The following is a 20,086-nucleotide window of genomic DNA, read 5'->3' as shown; positions in this document are numbered from 1 at the left end:
AACAGTAAGCCTGCTGAGGAAAAGCGGAATTCCTGACATATCCCGATAAGTGATCTACTCTTCTAGATCAGTGAGTGATCCGGAACACCAGATCAACGGGGAGCGGGATATGCATCAGCGCATTGGTCAGCGGCACGGCAGCCCGCCCGGCAGTCCTCCCGGCACCGAGGCGGGCATCTCGCCGTCGTACTGGTGGTGGCTTTTCGGCACGGTCTGGACCCTTCTGGGAACCCAGATCCTGTCGTTTGGACTGAGCTGGGCTGCGTCGGCCAACGGAGGCGTAGCCGCCGGCCTGGTTCTGACAGCGGTCACCCTTCCGCGCGTGATCTTCTCCCTTCACGGAGGAGTGGCGGCGGACAGGTCGGGGCCGTGGAAAACGATGATCCGGACGGACGCGTTCATGTTCTGCGTTTCCGCCGCCGCCGCGGTACTGGTGTTCTCCCTGGGGACGCCGCTGTGGCTTCTGCTCTCCACAGCCGTACTCCTGGGAACGGCCGATGCCTTCTACCGGCCGGCGTCGGGCTCCTTCCCGCGCTTCCTGACGCCCGGGACGAGCCTGCTGCGGGCAACGGCGGCACGGCAGGCCCTGATCCAGCTCACCGCCGCGGCCGGGCCGGCAGCGGGAGGCTTCGTTGTGGCCTGGCTGACGCTGGCCGGCAGCGCCGCCGGGGCTGCGGTCGGTTACCTTTTCATGTTCCTGGTGCTCCTGTCGCTGCGCCGTGCCGCAACCGGCAACGCCGGAGACGCTGCCCCGGAGGCTGCCGGGCCGGGTACAGACGGGGCTCCCGGGCCCGGCGGCATGCCGAGGGTTCCCGCCCCGCGCCGCTCTGTGCTGGTTGAGGCAGCCGACGGCCTTCGGCTGGCCTGGAGCCTGCCGCAGGTGCGCGCCGTCCTTGGCCTGCTGGCCGCCGTCTCCGGCCTGGTGCTGCCGCTGACCACGCTGCTCGTTCCGCTGCTGGCGCGCAGCCGGGGTTGGGACGCCGCGGCGGCGGGCACCGTGTCAGGGGGTTATGCCGCGGGGATGGCGGTGGTTGTGCTCGTTATTGTGGCGCGCGGCCGGCGTGCTTTCGCCTGGTTTCCGCCGGTGGCCGGCCTGGTGCTGTGCGGCGGGGCCATGGTGGCAATGGCCTGCATCCCGGGGGTGGTGCTGTGCGGGGGGCTCTCCGTCGTCGCCGGTCTGGGCACCGGGATCTTCAGCGCCAAGGCAGCGCCGCTGCTGCTTCTGGCGGTTCCCGAGTCGTATCTGGGGCGGGTTCAGTCCGTTGCACTGCTTGCGCAGATGGTGCCGCTGCTCGCGGCCAACAATCTGCTGGGCTGGCTGAGCGATGTCATCGGTCCGGCACCGGTGATCGCCGGCTGCGGAGCCGCAACCGCGCTCATCGCGGCCTGCTTCCTGGGCCGGCCGGCGCTCCGCGGGCTGGGGCGGCACAACTAGACTGACAGGCATGGCATTATCGACGGCGGACCAGAGGTCCCGGCAGCACACCTTCACCCGGGCCAACCTCCTTTGGCTGCTCCTCGGACTGCCGGCGGCGCTGGCGCTGGTGGTCCTGGGCGCGCAGATCCACGGACTGGACTTCACCGTGTACCGGGAGGGCGCCCGGGCATTCCTGGGCATGGGCGAGCACCGGCTCTATGATCCGAGCCTGGTTCAGACCGACACCCGCGGGCTGCCGTTCACCTATCCCCCGTTCGCAGCCCTGCTGCTGACGCCGTTCGCGTTCCTGCCGGAGGCCGCGGGGCTGGTGCTGCTGACGGCCACCTCGTGCGTCTGCCTGGTCCTGACCGCGCTCCTGGCCGCCCGCTATCTCCGGAACAACAACGTCCTTCCGGAACGGTTCCGGACCGCGCTGGGCGGGACGGCCGGCGTCGTCGTGCTCGCCACCCTGCTGATCGGAGTGCTCGGACCGTGGCGCGAAGGCCTGGGTTTCGGGCAGATCAATCCGATGCTGATGGTGCTGATCGTGGCGGATCTGGTCCGGCCCGCGGGACGGATTCCCCGCGGTGCGCTGATCGGCCTGGCCGCCGGAATCAAGCTCACGCCGCTGGCGTTCGGGCTGATCTTCCTGGTCCGGCGCGACTGGCGGGCGATCCTGACTCTTGGCATCACGTTTGCGGCCACGGTGGCCGCGGGCTGGCTGGCCTCGTCGGAGCAGTCGCGGATCTTCTGGTTCGATTCGCTGTTCGATTCCAACCGCGTGGGCGACACGACGGACATGTACAACGTGTCGCTGAACTCGCTGATTGCGCATCTGGGCACGCCCGAGCAGCTGCAGCGTCCGCTGTGGCTGCTGGCCTCGATTGCCGTCGTCGTTCTGGGTTTCCTGGCGATCCGGCGTTCGGATGAGCGCGGAGACCTGCTCGCTGCGATCAGTGCCAATGCCGTGGTGATGCTGGCGATCTCACCGATTTCCTGGTTCCACCACTGGGTCTGGATCGCCCTGGTCCTGCCGGCGCTGTGGGTGGCGGTACGACGGCGGCGGGCCGGGGTCCGCGCCGCGGGCATCGTCCTGCTGGCGGCCATGATCCCGGTGTTCATGCTCTCCTCAATCACCATCACGATGATGCTGACCGGAACGGTGAGCGGGCAGGGGCCGGCGGCGCTGGAACTGTTCACCAGCCTGGGCGTGGTGCTGCCGGTCGCGGCGCTGGCGTTCTGGGCGACTGCCCCGGTGCCGGGGTCGGTGCCGGCGCCTGCCGGGGTGCGCGCCAACATCCAGTAAGGCCGCCCGGTCAGCCGCCGGATCCGGCGTTTGTCTCGCGGGAAGTCGCGCGGGAAGTCGACGGTGCCTGGGCAAGCAGCTCCCGGGAGTGCCGGTATTTCGCGGCGAGCCGTGTCCGCGTTTCCTCATCCAATTTCCCGACGCGTTCGGGGCTGGTGTTGTCGTCGAGGTCTGCTGCCTTGACGATGCGGGCAATGTCGTTGGCCCGGACACGTTCGAAGTAGCGTTCCGGCGCTTCACCCGTACGTTTTGTCATGGCGTCCACGCCCTCGATGACTGTTTCGGGGAACCCCTGCGCGCGCAGCGTCTCCAGCGTGGTTCCGGTGTCCTCGACGGCGTCGTGGAGCCATGCCACGGCTCCGGCCTCCTCGCGCAAATGGCCCGGTGCCGTTTCGGCCGCAGTCCGGGCCACCCGCTCGGGGTGGCTGATGTAGGGGGCTCCGGCTTTGTCCGTCTGTCCCTCGTGGGCTGCCCTGGCCACGCGTTCGGCGCGGGCTATGAGGTCTTCCATGTGTTCCCCCTGCTTGGCCGGCATCGGCCGCTGGTTCGATTCGAGTTCTGATGACGCGTTTGCCCTCATCCTAAACAACCCCTCCCCCAAAGAAACCCAGGAACTAGTCCAGCACCTCAGCGACATGCCGCAACCACCGGGCGACGACGGCGAGTTCCTCGGCGCTGAACCCGTCAGTGATCTTCCCGTTCAGCTCGCCCAGGACGAACTGCACCGCTCCGAGCGCTGCCTTCCCGTCGTCGGTGAGGTTCACCCGGATGGTCCGGCGATCCGCCGGATCCGGTGCCCGGGTGATGAGTCCGGACTTCTCGAGCCGGGACAGCAGTCCGCTCAGTCCCGCCGGGGAGGCATCCACTGCGTCGGCCACCTCTCCGGTGCTCGCGCCGGGACGGGTGGCCAGGTACAGCAGCACTCCGGAGGCTGCCGCGCTGAGGCCGCGGTCCTCGCCCCGGCGCCCGATCCACCGGCGCAGCCGCCGTTCGGCGGTCAGCGTGAGGAAGATCAGACGGGGCGGACGTCTCCGGCCGCCGTCGAGCGCCCGGCCGCCCGAGGTCGCCGCGCCGTCATCGTCCTGCTTCACCGCTGCGTCGCGATCCGTTCGTCCAGCCAGGCGAGGACCTCCGGCCACAGCTTCTCCTTGCCCCCGCGGCGGAAGAAGCCCATGTGTCCAATCGCAGGCATCCCGGCGTCGTCGGGCGTGTAGGTGCGCCGCTCCAGCGAAGCGTTGGGAAGCCGGCCGTAGATGGCGTTGATCTGCCCGGGGGTGGCCCAAAGGTCGTCGCTGAAACCGACGGACAGCACTTCGGCCCTGACCCGGGCGGCGCGTTCGGCGGCCTGCATGCTCGGATCGTCGAAAAAGTAGTTTGGCCGGCGGGACCAGCGGCTCCACTCGAGCATGGCGGCACCGGGCATATCCTCGCCCAGGCCCATCTTCCGGCCCGGCACAACGCCGAGCAGCCTGCCGGTGAGCGGGCCGAGGACCCGCAGGACCAGTCCCACGCGCAGCCGTTCCTTCGGATCCGAGATGGTTTTGGTGACGCCCGCGTGCGAGGCGATGGCCACGAACCCCAGCAGTCCGTCCGTGCCGTTGTTCAGTGCCATCGCGTGCCCGCCGATGCTGTGTCCGACGGCCAGCTGCGGCAGGCCCGGGAACCGCCCGGCCATCCATCCGGCGGCGGCCGGGACATCCTGGTTCATCCAGTCCCGCATCCGCAGGCTCCGGTTGGCCTTCGGGCTGCCGGACGCGCCCGTCCCCCGGTAGTCATAGGTGAGAACCGCGAACCCGTTCTCCGCCAGGTATTCCGAAAAGCCGGTGTACAGGCGTTCGGCCACCGCAGTTGCCGGATGGACGACGACGGCGGCCCGGGGCGCGACGTCGGCCGGCAGACGCAGGGTGCCGGCCAGCGCGCCGCCCGCAGGCACAGGAATACAGATTCGCTCGGACGTGACCGCTACCACACTGTTATTTCGCATGCGAAGCAATATACATGGGACCCGCGGTTTCAGGCAGCCCTGTGCCTGGCTCCCGTTATCCGGCACCTCCGTCTGAGGAGCCGTTCGGTGGTCACCGGGGTCCAGGCCTGGGGATTCTGGCGCATGCGCCCATCCTAAGCAGGAGATGTCCCCGGCTTCCGGAAGCGGACCGGGTCCGACCCGGCCAGTGCGGACCAGGTCAGGACCCGGCTGGCTCAGGACCGGTTGGGAATCCGCTCGCCGAGCCAGTCCCGGACTTCAGGCCACAGACTGTCCTTCACGCTGCGCCGGAAAAAACCCATGTGTCCGATGGCAGGGACGCCGCCGTCGTCGGGCGTGTAGTTGCGGCGTTCAACGCGCGCGTTCACCAGATGGCTAAAGAACGGGCCAATCTGGGCCGGAGTGGCCCACAGGTCGTCACTGAGTCCGACGGCGAGGACTTCGGCCTTTACCCGGGCTGCCCGCTTGGCGGCGTGCATGCTCGGGTCGTCGAAAAAATAACCGGGCTGCCGGGACCAGCCGCTCCATTCCAGCACCGCGGTTCCGGGCATGTCCTCCCCCAGTCCCAGCCGCCGCGCCGGAGCGAAACCCAGCACCCAGGCACACAGCGGGCCTACCACCCGCAGCACCAGGGTCACCCGAATCCGTTCCTTCCGGACCTCGACGGCGCGGGTGACCCCGCCGTGCGACCCCACGGCGACAAAGCCGGCAAGACCCTCTGTTCCGTTGTTAAGAACCAGGGCCTGCCCGCCGAGGGAGTGCCCGACGGCGAACTGCGGAAGGTCCGGGTACCGGCCGGCCATCCAATCCGCCGCTGCCGGAACGTCCTGTTCCATCCAGTCCCGCATCCGCAGGTTCCGGTTCGCTTTCGGGCTCCCGGAGGCTCCTATTCCGCGGTAGTCGTAGGTGAGTACGGCAAATCCGTTCTCGCACAGGTACTCGGCAAAGCCGGTGTACAGCCGCTGTGCCACTGCAGTTGCGGAATGGAGGACCACGGCAGCGGCCGGCAGGCTCCCGGAGGGCGTGCGCAGGATTCCGGCAACCGCTCCCCCGGCTGCCACGGGGATCGTGACCTGCTCAGAGGTGACCGGAGACGCGTTCTTGTTGGGCATGCGAACAATATACGCAGGACGCCGGGTTCCGCGTACCTGCGACGCGCAGCCGGTTGCCTGCCTCATCCGCCAGTTCGTCGCCTGTGGCTAGTTCGGCGCCTGCGGTTCGAGCGGTTGTGGCGCCCGCATCCTTGACCGGTAGCGCAACGGAGACTCACCCACGCTGCGCTTGAACGCCGTACTGAAAGCACTCTCGGACGCATAGCCAAGGTCCAGGGCCAGGGACCGGATCCGGACGTCACCCGATTGCAGTTCCCGCTGCGCCACCAGCATCCGCCACTGGTTCACGTAGGACCGGGGCGGCGTGCCCGCCGCTTCGCGGAACCGTTCGGTGAAGGCCGTGCGGGACATGGCGGCCGCACGGGCCAGCTCTTCCAGACTGGGCGGCGTGGAAATCCGGTCGTGGATCAGCGCAACGGCAGGCCGCAACCGTTCATCGGCAACCAGCTTCAGCCACCCCCGGGGCAGCTCCGAGTTCTGCATGAAGGCCCGAAGTACTTCCACCAGCAGCAGTTGTCCGTACTGGCGGACGGCAAAGGCGGAGCCGGCCCGGGGGCTCGACACCTCCGTGAACAGCCGGTCGATCAGGTCATGCAGGTGCGGTGCGGCATCCGTTCCCGATCTGATGTGCGCCACGGACGGAAGGGCCTGCAGCAGCAGCTCCCTGCCCGTGGCGTTCACGGCTATTCGACCGCCGATGACGATGTCCTCGGCGCCCGGGGCGCACCCGCCCAGTCGGACAAAGGTTCCGCTGGCCGGCGGCTCCAGGAGCAGCGGTTCGGCGTCGCCGCTTCCGCCCTCCAGCCTGAGCCAGCGGCGGCCATTGAGGACGGCGACATCGCCGCCCGCCAGGATCAGGGGTGTCGTCGACCCGTCTGTGGAGAGACGCACCGTGCCCTGCACCACTGCAAAGAACTTCAGGTCCTCATCGATGCTGCTTTCGGTTTCCCACCGTCCGGACACCGCGGTGCTGCCCGAAATAATGCTCCTCACCTCAATGAGGTCGAGCACCTCCGATAACCGGTCATCCATCACGTTTGTACTCTAGAGCAAAATATACGGACTTTTTGTTATTCCTCGTACGGGATCGGGTGGGCAGACTGGAGGTGTCTTCCCGATCGGGTCGGCTGCAATTTTTAGGAGTCCCATGAATGAGCACATGATTGCCCTCGTCACCGGCGCCAACAAGGGCATCGGCCGCCAGATTGCCGGCCAGCTGGCTGCCCTTGGCCACACGGTGGTGGTAGCGGCGCGGAACGCCGACGCCGGTGAGCACGCCGCGGCGGAACTGCGCGCCGGGGGCGGCAGCGCCGTCGCCGTCGTACTCGATGTCACCGATCCCGCCTCGGTGGCAGCCGCGGCGGATGCGGTCAAACGCCAATTCGGGCGGCTGGATGCGCTGGTGAACAATGCCGGGATTGTGGCGACACCGGGCGTCAGCTTCGCAGCCCAGCAGCCGGGTTCCGCCGAGGTGGACGAGATCCGCTCCGTCTTTGAAACCAACTTCTTCGGGGTCATTTCCGTGACCGCGGCCTTCCTGCCCCTGCTGCGTCTCTCTGCCGCACCACGCATCGTCAATGTCTCCAGTGTTGCCGGGTCCCTTGCCGCGGTTTCCGATCCGGCCACCACAGATCCGATCGCCGCCGGATACGCGCCCTCCAAAACGGCCCTGACTTCCCTGACGCTGCAGTACGCCAAGGGACTCGCACCCGAGGGCATCCTGGTCAATGCAGTCTGCCCGGGTTTCGTGGCCACGGACCTGAACGGTTTCCGCGGTACCCGCACTCCGGCCCAGGGCGCCCTTGCCGCCGTCCGGATGGCCACCATCCCCGCCGGCGGGCCCACCGGCACCTTTACCGACGAGGACGGCCCGCTCCCCTGGTAGCGGCGCGGGCGGCGCGGGCGGTTCCGGCCCGCGCCCGGCGCGGGCGGCGCGGGCGGCCGGGCGGTTCCGGCTCCGACCCGCGCCCCACCGGCTCCCGGCCTGCTGCGAGCAAGATCAGGGCGCTACGGTATAGAGAAACGGAGGGGAGCAAAGGATGACTGACGTACCCACTGTCCGGCATATCGATGACGCAGAGGAAGAAATCTGGTCCGACAACCGCGGGAAGATCTCGTTCCGGACCGTCATCGGAGACGGCGTCACGCCCACAAGAAACCTCTGCTCGGGCATCGCGCATCTTGAGCCCGGCGGATGGTTGAGCCTTCATCGCCACGCTGCTCCCGAGGTGTATCAGATTCTCACGGGGCAGGGGGTCGTGACGCTGGACGGCGTTGAGCACGCCGTGCGTGCAGGTTCCGGCGTCTATATTCCGTCGGGCCGGGAGCACGGTATCCGCAACACCGGGGATGCGCCCCTCGACTTCCTGTTCGTGTACGAGACGGACGAAATTGCAGACATCGAGTATGTCTGGTCCTAGGGAATTACCCTGCCGGAAGGCCTGGTGTACAAGGGAACCATGACGAGTGGCCAGGACCGGACCGTCCCGGTGTCCCTTCCCTTCGCCGGGAAGTGGAAAGTGGAAAACAGCCCGCTGCGCCGGGTGCCCAGCCACGGCACCCATCGGCTCGCCACCACCTATGCAATCGATTTTGTGGGGGTGGACGACGCCGGACGGACGGCTCCCGCGGTCAGCTGGCGGTCGGCGTTCGCCACGGAGCCGCCGGAGCTCTTCTTCGCCTTCGGGCGCCAGATCCTGGCCCCGGTCAGCGGAACAGTTGTTGCGGTGCACGACGGCGAGGACGACCACCGGGCCCGCCGGTCCCAGCTGGCCCTCATCCCGTACCTGCTGGGCCAGCCGGCCCGGCTGCGGAGCGGAATCGAAGCCATCGGGGGCAACTACATTCTCATCGCCGCGGAGGACGGCCGCGCCGTAGTGGGCGTCATGCACCTGCAGTTCGGTTCCGTCCGGGTTGCCGCAGGGTCCCGCGTGACCGAGGGCGAGCACATCGGTGCCTGCGGCAACTCCGGAAATTCCACCCAGCCCCACGTGCACCTGCAGGCGATGGACGCCGCAGACCCGCGGACGGCGCGGGGGCTTCCGCTGAGTTTCACGTCCTTCAGCGAAAAGCTCCCCCGCGCCGGTGCCTTCATTGACCGCCGGAACACGCTGCCGGAGGAGTCCTCGATTGTCGAGGCGCTCTAGCCGGAGCCGGCTAAGCCAACCGCGCCTACCGGGTCAGACCCGAGCGGCATCCGGCCGGACGGCGTCGTCGGTGGAGGCACCGCGGCGCTTGTCGAAGATGGTTGCTCCGACTTCCTGTTCGGCCTGGTTGCGGATGGACAGGTCGATGCCGGGACGGTCGCGCAGCATGATGGTGGCAGCCGTAGCGATGGCCACCATGAGCAGCAGGTAACCGGAGACCGCCAGCGTACTGCCGGTTGCCTGCACCAGCGCCTGGGCGATGGTGGGGGCAAAGGCGCCGCCGACAATCGCACCCAGCGCGTAGGACACCGAAACACCCGAGAACCGGATCGACGCCGGGAAAATCTCGCTGTACCAGGCGGCCTGCGGACCGTAGGTCAGGCCCAGTCCCACGGAGAACAGGGCCAGGCCCAGGAACATAAACGCGAGGTTGCCGGTGTTGATCAGCCAGAACAGCGGGAAAACCGTGAGCGCCAGGATGGCGAACCCGATCAGGTAGGTCTTCTTCCGCCCGATCAGGTCAGCCATGAGTCCGCTGATCAGGGTGAACAGGAACCAGACCGCAGCGGAGCCGGAGACGGCCAGAAGCACGTCCGTGCGGTCCATGGCCAGGGAACCTTCGGGGTTGGTCGAGTAGTTCAAGATGAACCCGCCGGTGGTCATGTACCCGGCAGCACTGTTGCCGGCGAAGACCAGGGCCGCCAGGACCACCAGCTTCCAGTGGTTTTTCATCAGCTCGACAATGGGCATCTTGGTCTGCTGCTTCTTCTCCGAGATCTCCTCGAACACCGGAGACTCGTTCACTGACATGCGCACCAGGAAGCCGACGCCGATCAGGACGATGCTGAGCAGGAACGGCAGCCGCCAGCCCCACTCGATGAACGCGTCGCCCGGGGAGATCACGCCGGTCATCAGCGCCGTGACGCCGGAGGCCAGCAGCATGCCCAGCGGCACTCCCAGCTGGGGGAAGGAACCAAAGAGCCCGCGCCGGTTCCGCGGTGCGTGCTCCACCGACATCAGCACGGCGCCGCCCCACTCACCGCCGGCGGAGATGCCCTGGATGATGCGCAGCAGCAGCAGCAGGATCGGTGCCCAGACGCCGGCCGTCTCGTAGGTGGGCAGGACGCCGATCAGCGTGGTGGCCCCGCCCATGAGCAGCAGCGTGATCACGAGCATGGCCTTGCGGCCGATCTTGTCGCCGTAGTGTCCGGCCAGGAAGGCGCCGAGAGGGCGGAAGAGGAAGCTCAGCCCCACCGAGGCGAAGGCGATCAGGGTGGCGATTTCCTTGCCGGCGGGTTCAAAGAAGAGGGTGGAAAACACCAGCCCGGCCGCGGTGGCGTAAATGAAGAAGTCATACCATTCGACGGTGGTGCCGATCAGGGTGGCAAAGGCGACCCGCCGGTTGTCTTTTGCGCTGGTGCGCGGCGCCGATGACGGGGGCGGGGAAATGCCGGAGACAGAAGCCATGGGGGGTCCTTATCAGTAACTGGCGCGGGCGTCGTCGTCCGCAGCTGGAATGTATTTTGCGGCCAGGGCCTCGCTGCCCCGGGCCAGGAGCGCGACGTCGGCGCCCACGAGGATGAAGTCGACACCGGCTTCGATGTAGCGCCGGGCGGTTGCTTCGGCGAAGGCGTTGACGCCCACCGGTTTTCCGGCCGCCTTCACCGCACGGATGCAGTGCTCAACGGCGGCCAGCACCTCGGGATGGTCCTGTTGGCCAAGGTGGCCCATGGAGGCGGCGAGGTCGGACGGGCCGATGAAGAGCCCGTCCACGCCGTCGACCGCGGCGATCTCCGCCACGTTTTCGACGGCGGCGGCGGACTCGATCTGCAGCAGCAGCGTGATGCTCTCCGCGGCGTTCTCGAGGTAGCCGTCAATGCGGTTCCACCGCGAGGCACGCGCCAGGGCGCTGCCCACGCCGCGGATGCCGTGCGGCGGATAGCGGACGGCGCGGACCATCTCTGCGGCCTGCTCCGCGGTGTCCACCATGGGGATCAGCAGGTTCTGCACGCCCAGGTCCAGGTACTGCTTCAGCAGCACCGCGTCCCCGGACGGCGGCCGGACCACCGGCACTACCGGGTAGCCGTGCACCGCCTGCAGCTGGGCCAGCAGTGATTCCAGGCCGTTGGGGCTGTGCTCGGCGTCGATCAGCAGCCAGTCCAGGCCCGAGCCGGCGCAGATTTCGGCCACCAGCGGACTGCCGGAGCAGACCCACATTCCGGTCTGCCGGCTCCCGCCGGCCAGCCGCGCGGAGAAGGGTTCTTCTACTCGAATCGGCATGTGATGGTTCCCAACGGTCCGTAGTCTGCGAGCACCGAGTCACCCTTGTAGACCCACATGGGGCGGGTGAAGGATCCGGCGAGGATGATCTCTCCGGCTTCCAGCGAGGTGCCGTGCGCGGAGAGCTTGTTGGCGAGCCAGTAGACGCCGGCGGCGGGATGGTTCAGCACGCCCGCGGCCACGCCGGTTTCCTCGATGGTCTGGTTGCGGTAGAGCAGGGCCGAGACCCAGCGCAGGTCGACGTCGGCCGGTTTCACCGGGTTCCCGCCCACCACCATGGCCCCCATTGCCGCGTTGTCGGAGATGGTGTCCACGATGGTCCGGCCCTGCATCTCGATCCGTGAATCCAGGATCTCCAGGGCGGGCACCACATAGTCCGTGGCATCCAGGACGTCGAAGATGGTGCAGCCCGGACCGGACAGCGGCTTGCCGAGCACAAAGGCCAGCTCCACTTCAATGCGGGGATGGGTGTAGGAGTCCCAGTCCAGGGTGCAGCCGTTCTCCAGCACCATGTCATCGAGAATGACGCCGTAGTCGGGCTCGGTGATGCCGGTGGCGGCCTGCATGGCCTTGGAGGTGAGGCCGATTTTGTGTCCGGCGAGGGACCGTCCGGAGGCAATGAGCCGCTCCCGCCACAGGTTCTGCACGGCGTAGGAGTCCTCGATGGTCATGTCGGGATAGCGTGCGGTCAGCAGCGGAACCGGGGTGCGGGTCTCTTTGGCTTCGAGCAGTTCATCGGCCACCGCTTGGATGGTCTGTTTATCTAGCACGGCACTACTTTCTGTTCGGTCCGGTTTCTCTTCGTCCGGGGCGGGTGCGACGACGGCGCCGGGCGGGCGCCGTCGTCGCACCTCACTGTCCTGCTCGGCTTAGAGCTGCGTGCCGATCTTGAAGCCCTTGGCTGCCTCGCCTGCGGAGGTGCCGCCGTCGTCGGCCGGGCGGGTGTAGGAGAAGCCGTCGGCGCCGATGGTTACGTCCATTTCGGAAGTGTCGGTGCGTGCGGTGACCGGCTGCGGGTTGCCGTCCAGGTCCAGCACCAGGGAAGCCTCGGTGTACCAGGACGGAACGACGGCGTTGCCCCACCAGTCGCGCCGCTGGTTGTCATGCACGTCCCAGGTGACGGTGGGGTTGTCCGGGTCGCCGGTGTAGTAGTCCTGCGTGTAGATCTCGATGCGGTGGTCGTCCGGATCCAGGATGTAGAGGTAGAAGGCGTTGGAGACGCCGTGCCGGCCGGGGCCGCGCTCAATCCGGTCGGAGATGCGCAGGGCGCCCATCTTGTCGCAGATCTGGATGATGTTGTGCTTTTCGTGGGTCGCGAAGGCCACGTGGTGCATCCGGGGGCCGTCGCCGCCGGTGAGGGCCGTGTCATGGACGGTGTCCTTGCGGTGCATCCAGGCTGCGTAGGTGACGCCGTCGGAATCCTTGATGTCCTCGGAGACGCGGAAGCCCAGGTCCTCCAGGTAGGCGCGGCCGCGCGGGACGTCGGGGGTGACCTGGTTGAAGTGGTCCAGGCGCACGAGTTCACCGGCGGAGTAGAGGTCGTAGCGCTGGGTCAGCCGCTCGACGTGCTCCACGGAGTAGAAGAATTCGTACGGGAAGCCCAGCGGATCCTCCACGCGGACCGAGTCGCCCACGCCCTTGGTGAAGCCGTTGGCGCGGCGTTCGGTGCGGCAGCCCAGTTCCTTGTAGTAGGCCTCGGCGGTGTCCACGTCTTCGGGAGTGCGCACCCGGTAGGCGAAGGAGGCGACGGCGGCAACCGGCCCCTTGCGCAGCACCAGGTTGTGGTGGATGAACTCCTCCAGGGACCGCAGGTAAATGACGTTCTCGTCCTCCTCGGTCACGTGCAGGCCCAGGACGTCCACGTAGAACTCGCGGGACTTGGCCAGGTCGGTGACGATGAGCTCCATGTAGGCGCAGCGGACAATGTCCGGCGGCTGGATGCCCGGCGTTGGGATCGGGTTGGGGTTGATGGCGGAAATGCTCATGGGAATGCTCCTTTGCAAACTGTAAAGATGTCGGGGACGCGGGCAGGCGGAGAGTGCCTAGCCGTCAACCTTGGCGGCGTCGTCGGTCCCGAACTTGGGGGTGTGGACCTTGCCCAGGGTGATGTGCACGGCCTGCTGGTCGGTGTAGAAGTCGATGGAGCGGTAGCCGCCCTCGTGGCCCAGGCCGGAGGACTTCACGCCGCCGAAGGGGGTGCGCAGGTCGCGGACGTTGTGGCTGTTCAGCCACACCATGCCGGCCTCGGTGTTCTGCGCGAAGTTGTGCGCCCGGGTCAGGTCCTGCGTCCAGATGTAGGCGGCCAGGCCGTACTTGGTGTTGTTGGCCAGTTCCAGCGCCTCGTCCTCGGTGTCGAACGGGGTGATGGCGACAACGGGGCCGAAGATTTCTTCCTGGAAGATCCGGGCGTCCGGGGCGACGTCGGCGAAGACCGTGGGGGCAATGTAGTTGCCCTCCTCCAGGCCTTCGGGGCGTCCGCCGCCGGCGAGCAGGCGGCCTTCGGTCTTGCCGATCTCCACGTAGGAGGCAACCTTCTTGAAGTGCTCGGGGTGCACCAGGGCGCCCACCTGGGTCTTGGGGTCATGCGGGTCGCCGACGACGATGGTCTTGGCGCGGGCGGCGAACCGCTCGCAGAACTCGTCGTAGACCGGGCGTTCCACCAGGATGCGCGAGCCGGCGGTGCAGCGTTCGCCGTTGAGGGAGAAGACGCCGAAGAGGGCCGAGTCGATGGCGGCGTTCAGGTCAGCATCCGCGAAGATGACGCAGGGGCTCTTGCCGCCGAGCTCCATGGACATGCCCTTGAGGTTCTCCGCGGCGTTGCGGAAGATCGTCTTGCCGGTGGTGGTTTCGCCGGTGAAGGAGATCAGCGGGACGTCCGGGTGCTTCACCAGGGCGTCGCCTGCTTCCTCGCCCAGGCCGTTGACCAGGTTGAACACACCTGCCGGGACGCCGGCTTCGGTGAAGATGTCGGCCCACAGGGAGGCGGAGAGCGGGGTGAACTCGGCGGGCTTGAGCACCACGGTGTTGCCGGTGGCCAGGGCCGGGGCAAGCTTCCAGGACTCGAGCATGAACGGGGTGTTCCACGGCGTGATGAGCCCGGCCACGCCGATGGGCTTGCGGTTCACGTAGTTGATCTGGGAGCCGGGAACCTTCATGGCGTCGTCGAACTGGGCCACGATCAGGTCCGCGAAGAAGCGGAAGTTCTCGGCAGCGCGCAGGGCCTGGCCCTTGGCCTGGGTGATGGGCAGGCCGGTGTCGAAGGTTTCCATTTCGGCCAGGCGTTCTTCCTGGGCTTCCACGGCGTCGGCGATCTTGTTGAGGATGCGCGCGCGTTCGCGCGGCTTCATCTTCGGCCAGGGGCCGTTGACGAAGGCGTCTCGGGCGGCAGCGACGGCGGCGTCGATGTCTTCCTTCTGGCCCGCGGCGGCGGTGGCGTAGGTCTTGTTGGTGACCGGATCCAGGACGTCAAAGGTGGCGCCGTTGACCGAGTCGACAAACTTGCCGTTGATGAAGTGCTGGATGTGCGAGGGAAGGTCCTCGGGGACGAAGTGCTGTGACATTGGTTTTTCTCTTTCGTCTTATCGGGAGGTTCTGAAGGGGAAGTCTGTGGACCGGGGTCTTGAGAACGGGGAGTCTCTAGATCGGGGAGTCTCTAGATCGGAGACGGGGGCTGGTTGTTCTGGGCCAGGAACGCATTCAGGGTGTTGGTGCGGTGCGCGCGGGAGGCGTGTTCGACGTCGGGCGCCGGCGCGCCGGATTCGATCAGGTCCAGCAGCGCGTCGTGTTCCGCCACCGACTCATGTGCCCGGCCGGGCACGTACCGGAAGGTGGAGGTGCGCATACTGCTGAGCCGGAACCAGCCGCGGTGGACCAGGTCCAGGATGTGCGGGTTGGGACAGCGGGCGTAAAGCAGGGCATGGAACTCGGTGTTCAACTTGGTGAAGCGGACCGGATCGAAGTCCTGCAGGACCTCGCGCATCTGCTCGTTCAGCGCACGGGCTTTTGCCAGTTCCTCACTGGTGACCACAGGCGCTGCCAGGGCGGTGGCCGCGCCTTCGATGATGCTCAGCGTCTGCATGGTGTGCAGGTACAGGTCCGGATCGATGCCGGCCACCGTGGCGCCAACGTTGCGTTCAAAGTGCACCAGTCCTTCGGCTTCAAGCCGGCGGATGGCTTCCCGCACCGGCACCACGCTGAAACCCAGATCGTTGGCGATGCTGCTGAGAACCAGCCGGTACCCGGAACTCATTTCACCGCCGAGGATCCGCCGCTTGAGCTGGACGTACGCCTGCTCCGACTTGGAGCCGGTGCCCGTGCCGGTGCCGGTCATGCCTGTTCCGCCGCCCAGGCCTCGTACTTTTCCTTCCAGGCGGCGTTCATCGGGTAGAGGCCGTCGACGCCGTGGCCGGCCTTGACCATTTCGGCGATGAACTCTTCCTGGTGTTCCTGCTTGATGCAGGCCTCCACCAGCTCCTCGGCGATGGCCGGCGGGATGACCAGGATGCCGTCGTCGTCGGCCACAATAATGTCGCCGGGCTGGATGGTGGCGCCTCCGCAGGCAATGGTGATGTCGGTGTCCCAGGGGACGTGCCTGCGGCCGAGGACCGCGGGGTGCGGGTTGGCGCAGTAGACGGGCAGGTCGATGCCGGCCACGGTGGAGTAGTCGCGGACGCCGCCGTCGGTGATGATGGCTGCGGCGCCGTTGTGCTTGGCGCGCAGGGCGAGGATGTCGCCCAAAGTGCCGGTGCCCTTTTCGCCGCGGGCTTCCATGACCAGGACTTCGCCGTCGCGGACGGAGTCGATGGCGCGCTTCTGTGCGTTGTAGCCGCCGCCGTGGGACTTGAAGAGGTCCTCGCGGTTGGGGACAAAGCGCAGGGTGCGCGCGGTGCCGACAACCTTGCGGCCGGTCTTGGTGCCGCTGAGTCCGTCGATGGAGACGTTGTTCAGGCCGCGGGCGCGCATCTGCGAGGACAGGGTGGCGGTGGCCACGGACTCCAGCTTGGCCTTCAGCTCGGGGGTAAGGGTTTTCTGCTCTTCTTCGGCCTTGAGGCCGGCCTTTTCGGCGGAGCCCCAGGCTTCTTCGCGCTGCTTGTCGTCGATCTTGGGCTGCGCTCCGAAGGCGGCCAGCGCCGTCGTGCCCTCGGTGACGGTGGTGGTGAGGCGGCCGGTAGTGGCTCCGGTGGCGGGGACGTCTACTTCGATTTCCATCACGTCGCCCGGGACGGCGACGGATGCGCCGGCGGGGGTTCCGGTGAGAATGATGTCGCCGGGTTCCAGGGTGAGCAGCTGGGAGAGGTCAGCAACCAGCTGCGCGAAGGGGAAGAGCAGGTCCGCGGTGGTGTCCTCCTGTGCCGGTTCGCCGTTGACCCAGGTGCGGATGCGCAGCGCTGCGGGGTCGACGTCGGCGGCGTCCAGGATGGCGGGGCCTACGGGGGTGAAACCGTCGCCGCCCTTGGAGCGCAGGTTGGAGCCCTTGTCGGCCCAGCGCAGGTCGTACACGCCGAGGTCATTGCTGGCGGTCACTCCCCCGACGTGGCTCCAGGCGTCCTCGATGCTGACGCGGCGGGCAGTCTTGCCGATGATCAGGGCGATTTCGCCTTCGAAGCCGAGCAGTTCGCAGCCGGCCGGGCGCTCGACGGTGCCGCCGGTCAGCGCCAGCGAGGTGCCGGGCTTGAGGAAGTAGGAGGGCTGCTCCGGGGTGCGTCCGCGTTCTGCTGCCCGCGAGGGGTAGTTGATGTGGACGGCGATGACCTTGCCGGCCTGCTTCACCGTGTCCGGGGTGGCTTCATTGCTCGGGGACATGTCTCTCCTGGATCAAGTACGAAATCGTATATCATCCAGAGTGCCATGTGGTCGGGATCACGTCAAGGGGCTTATGATTACTAGACACCGCAAGGTCCTGCAGCAAGAAGTCGCTCGCCCGACACAACCAGACCTGGCTATGAACCTGTGCATCGCGGGAACCGGCACTAGGATGACCAAAACGAGGGTGCTCCAGAGGGGGAGAAATGCAGCAACCACTTACTCGCGTTGAGCTTGCGCAGAAATACACAGACCGACAGTGGGTGGATCGACTGCTCCGCATATTTGAGATAGTCGCCCTTCTTCGCAACTGCATTATCGAACGTAACTACAAAATATCGGACGACCTGAACGCTGCCATCATGCTCAGCGATGCTGGCAAGAAGGTACGCGATCAAATGGCAACCAAAGAGTCTGTACCGACGAAGGAGGCAAACCTCCTCACACTCTTGGCGACGGTTCACATCGACCCTCTGGTAGATGTCGAGCGAATCGACCTCACTAAGCTTGTTCGTGCCATCTCGAAAGATGTGGAGTCCGGCGCGTTAAAATACCCTCTAGTCTTTGGCCGTAAGCTCTACGACAAAGCTGCGAAGCTCTTTCCTGAGGAACGCAGATATCTTCGCCACGAAGACACACTTAAGCTCCTACGAAACGAGACTCAGGGTGTGTTCCAGTCGGGCCACTATATAATTGGCCCATACGGCGTCATAGAAACATCGCACGAACGACCGCTGACGCCCACAACATTAATTCCCTTACAACACTGCTCGGATCATTCGTGTCGGTCAATCCATAGCGTACAACTCACGACGAGCATCGACGCCGCGATCAATCGACACCGACCCGCGCTAAACAAGGTTCTTGACGAGATTTCAGATGATCCGTCAGAGTGGACAGGTTTTATTTCGGATGTGGATGAGGCTGTCACAAACTCTTTTGACGAAAACGCCCTCCCCCCAGTGATCCACGTCCTTGGAGACTGCCTGGATGACGAGGAGCTCAAGCGTCTGTTTATCGAGACGCTCGATGCCACCCACGGCTCCCTAAGGGCTGTAGCGTCCACTTATGGACTCAACGGAAAAGCGGAGGAGATCGCTTCAAACTTGAGTCGACCCCAGATGCTGCAATTGTTGCTTACCGAAAGCGACATGACCATCATTGACGTACTCGATGCGACTATTCGAGAGGAAAAAATACTCGTACCCACGGGAGAGATAAGGCGCCCTCATGTAGCAGGGCGAGTCTCTTACGGCACCTGGGGATATTCAGGGCAGATCGGCCCGCGAGGATTCAGAGCTGTGGGCGATATCCCAGGCCTTCCTCTCCTCCGTTTGGCCCAGCTTTGCAGACAGCTTTTCGATGCACAACGCCCTGAGGAAATGGACGCCTTGGCGTGGGCGCTGAGGAACGTAGAGGGGGCGATCCCCACAGATCGCTTGGAAGAGTTCTTGAGAACTGAATCTCCGCACGTGATCATCCGCACCCTCGTTCTCTCAAGGCGGGAAAACGTTGAATCCTTTTGCGGCACGCTTCGCATTCCCACGGATCTTGGCGATGACCAACTAGTCGACTCAATTATGTGGAAGCTCGGTTTTTCCCCTCCACTTGTTGGAGACAAGAGGGACGACTACTGGAGCGAGCATGCAGCACTTGAAGGTGTATCCACGACGGCCGCGGTCAATTTAAGCCTCAATGCTAGCGTAATTCGCTCAACCGCCGCCAATTATTTTGTTGAGTTGGAACACTATCTAAATGACTCATTGATATTTACGACGTGGGCACTCTTGAACGACCATTATGCGAGCGAGCAACCCTTTGTCTTTCGTGAGACAGCAGTATACGGCTTTTCACAGACTAGACTTGGTTTGATACGTGCGGGGAGCGGCAGCGATGGAGATAGAACTCCGTTCACAGACAAGCCAACCCTTTCCGACCTTGTTCAAGGATTTAGTGATCTTTCACGGTTCATTGACGGGCTAAGAGGCGAGGAACCCAAGCATCTCCGCCCCGCCGACACTTATCCGAAGTTCTGGGCTAAAACCAGCCTACAAGGGTTTCCTTTTGCGCACACCTATCCATATTTGGACTTGACGGCCGAAGCGCAGAAAAGAATCGCCGAAACGTTGGCGGATGTTTCCGGAGGCCTAACAAGGTCCGGGATAATGCCCGTCCGTAATGCCTTGATGCATGCAAATCGCGAACACCCTCGGCCTCAGCAGCTGATTGATTCGCTGGAAACTGCTCGTCGCGCTCTCGAGAAGCTTGAAGGAATTGGATGCGTCAGGAGCACATACTCAGTAATCACTCGTGAATATGATCCCTGGAGCAGAGCTACAACTCGGCTTCGCTCATCCAGCGGACGTGAGATTTCATTTACATCCCCGTCCTTTTTCCAGTGGGTCGGCCTCCCGTCTTTCGAGCAAAACCAGTATTTAGTTCATGGAGCTGTATTTGCTAGTCCAAATGCAATGCTACGGTTCCGAAGAGGCTTCGATTCACCTTATGAGAACTATTGGCATGCTTACCCGAAGCGACGTGAACGCGGAAATAACGTCTTCTCAGGACCGGCTGAGGGACTCTCTACTCCACTGCAAACAGGTTCCTTCGTCGGTTCCAGAGCGGACTAGCTGGGCCAGCGTTAGGAGCTAATACGCCGACCCACTTGGCATCAGTAGACGCGTCCACGTCGGATAATTCTTCTTCCAGCGACGGCACTGTGACCTTATGCGCACTATGGAATTCTTATGCCTATCGCTGGGACGTCACTCGATGGTGGGGCCACGGCTCGGGCTCTGCCGCTCGGGGCGATCTTTACCTACACCGCCCTGGTGGACGGCATCGCCGATATGTTGCAGGCCTGCCTGCCCGTCTTGCACAAGGACCAGCCTGGCGACATGGTCCAAGCCTTGGGCCGCTTCGGCGGCCTGATGCAGCTGAACACCGGCTTCGGTACCGTCACCAGCCGTGACGAACGATCATGCTGCTAGAGGAGGACATGGCTGCGACAGGCCCGTCATTGCCAACCCGGACTTGGAC

General features: G+C 65.4%; 19 protein-coding genes. 7 read left to right on the top strand and 12 right to left on the bottom strand.

Annotated features, from left to right (window positions below):
• The first annotated feature begins 109 nt into the window (after positions 1-109).
• Positions 110-1,435 carry an MFS transporter gene (locus M1D40_RS08455; RefSeq protein ID WP_461170882.1) on the top strand — a complete coding sequence of 442 codons (1,326 nt, stop codon included), beginning with the start codon at positions 110-112 and terminating at the stop codon, positions 1,433-1,435.
• A 10-nt stretch (positions 1,436-1,445) separates the two neighbouring features.
• On the top strand, positions 1,446-2,723 hold the full coding sequence (locus M1D40_RS08450) for a glycosyltransferase 87 family protein (protein ID WP_461170881.1): 1,278 nt from the start codon (positions 1,446-1,448) through the stop codon (positions 2,721-2,723).
• Between the two features lie 10 nt (positions 2,724-2,733).
• Here the strand turns inward: M1D40_RS08450 and M1D40_RS08445 are convergent, their stop codons facing one another.
• The 5 genes from M1D40_RS08445 to M1D40_RS08425 form a co-directional block, all read right to left on the bottom strand.
• Entirely contained in the window at positions 2,734-3,234 is a 501-nt protein-coding gene (locus M1D40_RS08445; RefSeq protein WP_461170880.1) for an HD domain-containing protein, read from the bottom strand.
• A 103-nt stretch (positions 3,235-3,337) separates the two neighbouring features.
• Positions 3,338-3,814, bottom strand: a complete 477-nt coding sequence (locus M1D40_RS08440) for a MarR family winged helix-turn-helix transcriptional regulator (protein WP_461170879.1) — start codon at positions 3,812-3,814, stop codon at positions 3,338-3,340.
• Positions 3,811-4,707 (bottom strand): alpha/beta hydrolase family protein, encoded by an 897-nt coding sequence (locus tag M1D40_RS08435; RefSeq protein WP_461170878.1) that lies wholly within the window; start codon positions 4,705-4,707, stop codon positions 3,811-3,813. Before M1D40_RS08435 ends, M1D40_RS08440 begins: the two co-directional genes overlap by 4 nt.
• Before the next feature lie 215 nt (positions 4,708-4,922).
• Positions 4,923-5,819: an alpha/beta hydrolase family protein gene (locus M1D40_RS08430; RefSeq protein ID WP_461170877.1), complete on the bottom strand. Its 897-nt coding sequence runs from the start codon at positions 5,817-5,819 to the stop codon at positions 4,923-4,925.
• A gap of 87 nt (positions 5,820-5,906) precedes the next feature.
• Complete coding sequence (locus M1D40_RS08425) at positions 5,907-6,851, bottom strand: AraC family transcriptional regulator (protein WP_461171033.1); 945 nt, start codon at positions 6,849-6,851, stop codon at positions 5,907-5,909.
• 115 nt (positions 6,852-6,966) lie between these two features.
• Here M1D40_RS08425 and M1D40_RS08420 point away from each other — a divergent pair, with 115 nt between their 5' ends.
• The 3 genes from M1D40_RS08420 to M1D40_RS08410 all read left to right on the top strand — a co-directional run bounded on the left by M1D40_RS08420 (position 6,967) and on the right by M1D40_RS08410 (position 8,965).
• Positions 6,967-7,704 (top strand): SDR family oxidoreductase, encoded by a 738-nt coding sequence (locus tag M1D40_RS08420; protein WP_461170876.1) that lies wholly within the window; start codon positions 6,967-6,969, stop codon positions 7,702-7,704.
• 154 nt (positions 7,705-7,858) lie between these two features.
• A complete protein-coding gene (locus tag M1D40_RS08415) occupies positions 7,859-8,239 on the top strand; it encodes a cupin domain-containing protein (protein WP_461170875.1) in 381 nt (126 codons plus the stop codon).
• 39 nt (positions 8,240-8,278) lie between these two features.
• Positions 8,279-8,965, top strand: a complete 687-nt coding sequence (locus tag M1D40_RS08410; protein ID WP_461170874.1) for a M23 family metallopeptidase — start codon at positions 8,279-8,281, stop codon at positions 8,963-8,965.
• A gap of 33 nt (positions 8,966-8,998) precedes the next feature.
• Here the strand turns inward: M1D40_RS08410 and M1D40_RS08405 are convergent, their stop codons facing one another.
• The 7 genes from M1D40_RS08405 to M1D40_RS08375 all read right to left on the bottom strand — a co-directional run bounded on the left by M1D40_RS08405 (position 8,999) and on the right by M1D40_RS08375 (position 17,047).
• Complete coding sequence (locus tag M1D40_RS08405) at positions 8,999-10,432, bottom strand: MFS transporter (RefSeq protein ID WP_461170873.1); 1,434 nt, start codon at positions 10,430-10,432, stop codon at positions 8,999-9,001.
• Positions 10,433-10,444: 12 nt separating this feature from the next.
• Positions 10,445-11,245 (bottom strand): HpcH/HpaI aldolase family protein, encoded by an 801-nt coding sequence (locus M1D40_RS08400; protein WP_461170872.1) that lies wholly within the window; start codon positions 11,243-11,245, stop codon positions 10,445-10,447.
• Entirely contained in the window at positions 11,230-12,015 is a 786-nt protein-coding gene (gene hpaH, locus M1D40_RS08395) for a 2-oxo-hept-4-ene-1,7-dioate hydratase (RefSeq protein WP_341392925.1), read from the bottom strand. The genes M1D40_RS08400 and hpaH overlap by 16 nt, the downstream gene beginning before the upstream one ends.
• Before the next feature lie 99 nt (positions 12,016-12,114).
• Entirely contained in the window at positions 12,115-13,230 is a 1,116-nt protein-coding gene (gene hpaD / locus M1D40_RS08390) for a 3,4-dihydroxyphenylacetate 2,3-dioxygenase (protein WP_341392924.1), read from the bottom strand.
• Positions 13,231-13,287: 57 nt separating this feature from the next.
• Positions 13,288-14,805, bottom strand: a complete 1,518-nt coding sequence (hpaE, locus tag M1D40_RS08385; protein ID WP_461170871.1) for a 5-carboxymethyl-2-hydroxymuconate semialdehyde dehydrogenase — start codon at positions 14,803-14,805, stop codon at positions 13,288-13,290.
• Positions 14,806-14,897: 92 nt separating this feature from the next.
• Positions 14,898-15,575 carry a GntR family transcriptional regulator gene (locus M1D40_RS08380; protein ID WP_461170870.1) on the bottom strand — a complete coding sequence of 226 codons (678 nt, stop codon included), beginning with the start codon at positions 15,573-15,575 and terminating at the stop codon, positions 14,898-14,900.
• On the bottom strand, positions 15,572-17,047 hold the full coding sequence (locus M1D40_RS08375; RefSeq protein ID WP_461170869.1) for a fumarylacetoacetate hydrolase family protein: 1,476 nt from the start codon (positions 17,045-17,047) through the stop codon (positions 15,572-15,574). Before M1D40_RS08375 ends, M1D40_RS08380 begins: the two co-directional genes overlap by 4 nt.
• 206 nt (positions 17,048-17,253) lie before the next feature.
• Here M1D40_RS08375 and M1D40_RS08370 point away from each other — a divergent pair, with 206 nt between their 5' ends.
• Together M1D40_RS08370 and M1D40_RS08365 are read left to right on the top strand one after the other, a co-directional pair.
• Positions 17,254-19,677, top strand: coding sequence for a hypothetical protein (locus tag M1D40_RS08370; protein ID WP_461170868.1), 2,424 nt, complete (start codon positions 17,254-17,256; stop codon positions 19,675-19,677).
• Between the two features lie 117 nt (positions 19,678-19,794).
• Positions 19,795-20,037: a hypothetical protein gene (locus M1D40_RS08365; RefSeq protein WP_461170867.1), complete on the top strand. Its 243-nt coding sequence runs from the start codon at positions 19,795-19,797 to the stop codon at positions 20,035-20,037.
• The last annotated feature ends 49 nt before the right edge of the window (positions 20,038-20,086 follow it).

The organism is Arthrobacter sp. Z1-15, assembly GCF_054792395.1.
Note: the sequence above shows the minus strand (reverse complement) of the source record. Positions and strands in the feature narration are given on the sequence as shown.

Bases quoted from the DNA above. Each gene is read 5' to 3' on its own strand.
- M1D40_RS08415 (WP_461170875.1), top strand. From the start codon at position 7,859: ATGACTGACGTACCCACTGTCCGGCATATCGATGACGCAGAGGAAGAA.
- M1D40_RS08420 (WP_461170876.1), top strand. From the start codon at position 6,967: ATGAATGAGCACATGATTGCCCTCGTCACCGGCGCCAACAAGGGCATC.
- M1D40_RS08365 (WP_461170867.1), top strand. From the start codon at position 19,795: ATGCCTATCGCTGGGACGTCACTCGATGGTGGGGCCACGGCTCGGGCT.
- M1D40_RS08450 (WP_461170881.1), top strand. From the start codon at position 1,446: ATGGCATTATCGACGGCGGACCAGAGGTCCCGGCAGCACACCTTCACC.
- hpaE (WP_461170871.1), bottom strand. From the start codon at position 14,805: ATGTCACAGCACTTCGTCCCCGAGGACCTTCCCTCGCACATCCAGCAC.
- hpaD (WP_341392924.1), bottom strand. From the start codon at position 13,230: ATGAGCATTTCCGCCATCAACCCCAACCCGATCCCAACGCCGGGCATC.
- M1D40_RS08425 (WP_461171033.1), bottom strand. From the start codon at position 6,851: ATGGATGACCGGTTATCGGAGGTGCTCGACCTCATTGAGGTGAGGAGC.
- M1D40_RS08455 (WP_461170882.1), top strand. From the start codon at position 110: ATGCATCAGCGCATTGGTCAGCGGCACGGCAGCCCGCCCGGCAGTCCT.
- M1D40_RS08435 (WP_461170878.1), bottom strand. From the start codon at position 4,707: ATGCGAAATAACAGTGTGGTAGCGGTCACGTCCGAGCGAATCTGTATT.
- M1D40_RS08405 (WP_461170873.1), bottom strand. From the start codon at position 10,432: ATGGCTTCTGTCTCCGGCATTTCCCCGCCCCCGTCATCGGCGCCGCGC.
- M1D40_RS08375 (WP_461170869.1), bottom strand. From the start codon at position 17,047: ATGTCCCCGAGCAATGAAGCCACCCCGGACACGGTGAAGCAGGCCGGC.
- M1D40_RS08410 (WP_461170874.1), top strand. From the start codon at position 8,279: ATGACGAGTGGCCAGGACCGGACCGTCCCGGTGTCCCTTCCCTTCGCC.
- M1D40_RS08445 (WP_461170880.1), bottom strand. From the start codon at position 3,234: ATGGAAGACCTCATAGCCCGCGCCGAACGCGTGGCCAGGGCAGCCCAC.
- M1D40_RS08380 (WP_461170870.1), bottom strand. From the start codon at position 15,575: ATGACCGGCACCGGCACGGGCACCGGCTCCAAGTCGGAGCAGGCGTAC.
- M1D40_RS08400 (WP_461170872.1), bottom strand. From the start codon at position 11,245: ATGCCGATTCGAGTAGAAGAACCCTTCTCCGCGCGGCTGGCCGGCGGG.
- M1D40_RS08370 (WP_461170868.1), top strand. From the start codon at position 17,254: ATGCAGCAACCACTTACTCGCGTTGAGCTTGCGCAGAAATACACAGAC.
- M1D40_RS08430 (WP_461170877.1), bottom strand. From the start codon at position 5,819: ATGCCCAACAAGAACGCGTCTCCGGTCACCTCTGAGCAGGTCACGATC.